Source organism: Amycolatopsis sp. SID8362, from assembly GCF_010550475.1.
In the GTDB taxonomy this organism is placed as follows: Bacteria; Actinomycetota; Actinomycetes; order Mycobacteriales; family Pseudonocardiaceae; genus Amycolatopsis; species Amycolatopsis eburnea.
Genome location: NZ_JAAGNB010000411.1, coordinates 1 through 4,242 on the forward strand (window position 1 = coordinate 1; position 4,242 = coordinate 4,242).

Consider the following 4,242-nt stretch of genomic DNA (forward strand, 5'->3'; position numbering starts at 1 on the left):
GGCCTTGCCCGGCTGGGTGGTCTGCGGGTCCGGCTCGACGGTGGTCGAGGTGCGGGCGGCCTCGCTGCGGCCCCGCGTCGCCGGCGCGGCCGGGCGGCGGGACTTCGCGGGAGCGGTCATCGCGGCTCTCCGATCCTCTCTGCGGCCCGCAACCGCACCGAGGCGGCGCGCGGGTTCCGTTCGATCTCCTCTTCGCCGGCCTTCTCGGCGCCCCGGGTCAGGAGCTTCAGCTCCGGCCCGTGTCCCGGCAGCTCGACCGGAAGGCCTTCCGGGGTGCGGGACTTCGCCAGCTCGGCCAGCGCCTGCTTGACGAGCCGGTCCTCCAGCGACTGGTACGACTCGACGACGATCCGCCCGCCGACCGGCAGCGCGCCCAGCGCGGCGGGCATGGCGCGGCGGAGCACCTCCAGCTCGCCGTTGACCTCGATCCGCAACGCCTGGAAGGTGCGCTTGGCGGGGTGCCCGCCGGTGCGGCGGGTGGCGGCCGGGACGGCGTCGTAGAGCAGCTCGACCAGGCGCCCGCTGGTCGTGAACGGTTCCTGTTCGCGGGCTTTGACGACGCTCTTGACGATCCGCTGCGCGAAGCGTTCCTCGCCGTAGTCCCGCAGGATCCGGATCAGCTCGCCGGGCGCGTAGGTGTTGAGCACGTCGGCGGCGGTGAACCCGGTAGTCGGGTCCATCCGCATGTCCAGCGGGGAGTCCTTGGCGTAGGCGAACCCGCGCTCGGCCCGGTCCAGCTGCATCGAGGAGACACCGAGGTCGAACAGGATGCCGTCGGCCTTGCTCAGGTTCAGGCTCGCGAGCGCCTCGGGCAGCCCGTCGTAGACGGTGTGCACGAAGTCGACGCGGTCACCGTGGCGCGCGAGCCGCTCCGCGGACTTCTCGAGCGCGGCCGGGTCGCGGTCCAACGCGACGAGGCGCAGCCGCGGGAAGGCTTCGAGGAGGGCGTCGGAGTGCCCGCCGAGGCCGACGGTCGCGTCCACGAGGACGCCGTCGCGGTCGGCGAAGACGGGGGTGAACAGCTCGACGATGCGGTCGAGCAGAACCGGGACGTGCTCGGGTGCCGACATGGTGTTCCCTCCCCCTTTCTCGCCTGGACGGCCCGGGGGAAATATGGCGGATGCCGTCAGGTCCCTGTCCGCCCGCTGCGGACCTGGTACCGGGGAAGGTGCACCAGGGCTGTTGAGCGGACAGAGGCCTCACGGCATCCGGGTGGGCTTCCCCCTCGTCGCGCGGGCGGCGAACCTCTTCGTCCCCCGACGACGAAGGTGCACCGCGACCGCGCGCCTAGAAGACGCCCGGCAGTACTTCCTCTCGAGCCTTCGCGTAGCTGTCTTCGTGTTCTTCCAGGTAGCCCTGCCACGCTTGGGCGTCCCAGATCTCCAGCCTGGTGATCGCCCCGATCACCACGCACTCCTTGCTGAGCCCCGCGTAGCGGCGGAGCTCGGACGCGATGGTGATGCGCCCCTGGCCATCCGGCCGTTGCTCGTCCGTCCCGGCGAACAGGTAGCGCTGGTAGGCCCGAACCGCCTCGTTCGTGAACGGGGCCTCGGCGACCTTGCGCGCCATCTGCTCGAACTCGGCGCGGGGGAAGACGAAGAGGCAGTGGTCCTGCCCCTTGGTGAGCATCAGCCCGCCGGCCAAGGCGTCGCGGAACTTCGCGGGCAGCGCGAGCCGCCCCTTGTCGTCCAGCTTCGGGGTGTGGGTGCCGAGGAACACGGCCTCCACCTCCCTACCGCTTCCGGTGGCGAACCACCATCTACGGCTCCAGGGCTTCCCTTCCGCCCCACTGGCCACCACCGTACCCCACTTTTCACCACAGTCAACGCGAGAAACCGGCGGCTCACTCCGTCGTGTGTAGTGTTTTTGCAGGTCAACGAGGTGGGGGCAGGTGGGGGGCGTAGTGGGGGGCGGTGGCCAAGATCCCCCTCAGCGGGGGCCGGAGCAACCTCAGCTGTTCCCCACACGTCCGCATAACGGCCGCGAAGGAACCCCGACCCCCTCCAGTGGGCCCCGTGGGGACCCCAGGTGGGGTCCAGTGGGGACCCGGGCCGAACGACATGAATGACTCATTCATGTCGTCAGACGACATGAATGAGTCATTCACTGCATCCGACGGCAGCCAGAAGTTGTCCACAGGGCTGCCGAATCACTCCGAGTAGTCCACAGATCACGCAAGGCTCTGGTTCCGGCCCATCGCGTGGGTCACGATCGACTGGTGACAAGAGCATCTTGGACGCGCGACGCGGAGGCACTCTTCGCGGCCAGCAGACGCGGCGTGATCACGGTGGCGCACTTGCAGGCCCTGGGTGTGCCGCAGGTGACCAGCTACCGCCGTTGCCTTCCGGGCGGTCCGTGGCAGCGGCTCTTGCCGGGCGTCGTCCTGTTGCGCACCGGCGTCCCGACACGACGTCAACTGGTCGAGGGCGCCCTCGTCTACAGCGGCGACCAAGCGGTCGTCACCGGCTTGGAGTCATGTCGCCGCCACGGCCTGAAACGGGCGGCCGGACCGGGTGAACCCATCCACCTGCTCCTCCCGGCGCACCTGAAGACCATCAGCAGCGGCTACGTCCTCATCGAACGAACCCGGCGGATGCCCGACCCCGTCCGCTCCGAAGGGCTTCCCCTGGCACCGGCCGTCCGGGCGGTGCTGGACGAGTGCCGCCGGCTGCGCGAACGCCCGCCGATCCGGGCGCTGCTCGCCGAAGCCGTCCAGCAGCTCGGTATCCGTCCGGCGGAGCTGAGCGCCGAGCTCGAGCTCGGCAGCCGGCGAGGGACCGCCTTGCCGCGTGCCGTGCTCAGGGAGATCACGCAGGGCGCCCGGTCCGCGGCGGAAGCGGATGCCATGGCCCTGTGGCGCCGCACCGGCTTGCCGGAACCGGTGTGGAACTTCGCGATCCACGACGAGCGCGGCCGCCACGTGGCCACCCCTGACGCCTGGTTCGACGAAGTGGCGCTGGCCTGGGAGATCGACTCCTACGAGTTCCACTTCGGGCAACCCGGCTACGCCACCACGCTCGCCCGCAACAACCGCTACGCCGCGGCTGGGATCGCCGTGGTCCAGACCCTGCCGAGCCGGTTGCGCACCGAGCCCGCCGTGGTGGCCGCCGAGCTCGTTTCCGCCTACCGCGCCGCCGCTGCCCGCCCGCGCCCGCCAGTGGTCCTGACCGCACGTAGTGAATGACTCATTCATGTCGTCTGACGACATGAATGAGTCATTCACGTCGTTCGGAGACGGAGCCGCGGGTCAGTCGTCCGGGGTGAGGAGGGCGGCGACGCGGGTGGCCAGGCGGGCGCTGTCCACCGGGGTCACGTTCACCCACTCCTGCCCGCCCCGCCCCGCGGTCTTCGTCGCGCAGTACGCCCCCACATCGGTGTCGAACCACGACAACCCGCCCACCCGCGCGACCCGCCCCGAAGCCGAACGCCGGCTCACGCTGAACGACCCCGCCGAGTACACCGGACGCGCCTGGATCGCCAGCACCTCCCGCAGCTGTGCCGACGAAGCCGCCGAAGCCGCACCCCGCGAGGAGAACACCGGGTCCTCCACCGACCCCGCCAACGCCGGCGCCGGCAGGTTCACCCCGTACCCCGGGCCGGCCGTCAGCTCCGGGAGGACGTCGACGATCGCCGTGCACAGCTCCGCGTCGCGGATGGCCGCCAGCGCGATCGTCTGCTCCGGCTGGGTCGCCAGCACGCCGCGGCGGCCGCGCACGCCCGTCACCGCGCGGAACGGCGCGGAAGCCGTCATGTCCACCATCGCCTCGCACGCGACGAAGACCTCCGCCGAGGCGAGCAGCGAGAGGCGCTCCGCCAGAGCGGGCTCCAGCGAAGAGCCGTCGTACAGCCCGCGTTCGGCCAGGTTGTCGTACACCGCCTTGCGGACCTCGGCGCGCTCCTCCTCGGTGCCCCCCACGCTGCGGACGGTCAGCGGCTCCGGCGGGCGGTCGTGGCCGAGGTCGGTCCAGAGGATGTCGAACGCCGAGGCCGAGACGCGGATCAAGCCTGCCCCAGGGACGGCGCGGCGGGGAACGTTTCGGCCGGCACGTGGCCGCGCAGGGCCGCGTCGCGGGTGCGGAGGACGTCGATCGCCTTCTGGCGGGCGGCTTCCGACTCGGCGCGGCGGGCCGCCAGCTCGTCGGCCAGCCCGGCCATGGCGAGCAGGTTCCCGGACGACGCGGCGTCCCGGATCATCGACGCCGGGTCGTAGGCCACCGGCGGTGGCATGTCGGCCCGGGCCCG

At 71.5% G+C, this 4,242-nt stretch carries 4 protein-coding genes and 1 pseudogene; 1 reads left to right on the top strand and 4 read right to left on the bottom strand.

What is annotated here, in order from left to right; all coding sequences use genetic code 11:
- Positions 1-116: 116 nt before the first annotated feature.
- Positions 117-1,070: a 16S rRNA (cytosine(1402)-N(4))-methyltransferase RsmH gene (gene rsmH, locus G3I65_RS13355; protein ID WP_160696388.1), complete on the bottom strand. Its 954-nt coding sequence runs from the start codon at positions 1,068-1,070 to the stop codon at positions 117-119.
- Positions 1,071-1,287: 217 nt separating this feature from the next.
- The gene (gene mraZ / locus G3I65_RS13360; RefSeq protein WP_125314530.1) at positions 1,288-1,719 is read right to left on the bottom strand and encodes a division/cell wall cluster transcriptional repressor MraZ; all 432 of its coding nucleotides are present in this window, start codon (positions 1,717-1,719) and stop codon (positions 1,288-1,290) included.
- A 499-nt stretch (positions 1,720-2,218) separates the two neighbouring features.
- Between mraZ and G3I65_RS13365 the strand changes: the two genes are divergently transcribed.
- Positions 2,219-3,184, top strand: a complete 966-nt coding sequence (locus tag G3I65_RS13365; protein ID WP_160696389.1) for a hypothetical protein — start codon at positions 2,219-2,221, stop codon at positions 3,182-3,184.
- A 63-nt stretch (positions 3,185-3,247) separates the two neighbouring features.
- On the opposite strand, the gene G3I65_RS13370 is transcribed toward G3I65_RS13365, so the two are convergent.
- Positions 3,248-4,003, bottom strand: a complete 756-nt coding sequence (locus G3I65_RS13370) for an ESX secretion-associated protein EspG (protein WP_160696390.1) — start codon at positions 4,001-4,003, stop codon at positions 3,248-3,250.
- Positions 4,000-4,242, bottom strand: a pseudogene (locus G3I65_RS13375) (PE-PGRS family protein); the annotation flags it as partial. The pseudogene G3I65_RS13375 and the gene G3I65_RS13370, both read right to left, overlap by 4 nt.

Excerpts from the sequence above, each read along its gene's own strand:
- rsmH (WP_160696388.1), bottom strand. The coding sequence starts at position 1,070 with ATGTCGGCACCCGAGCACGTCCCGGTTCTGCTCGACCGCATCGTCGAG.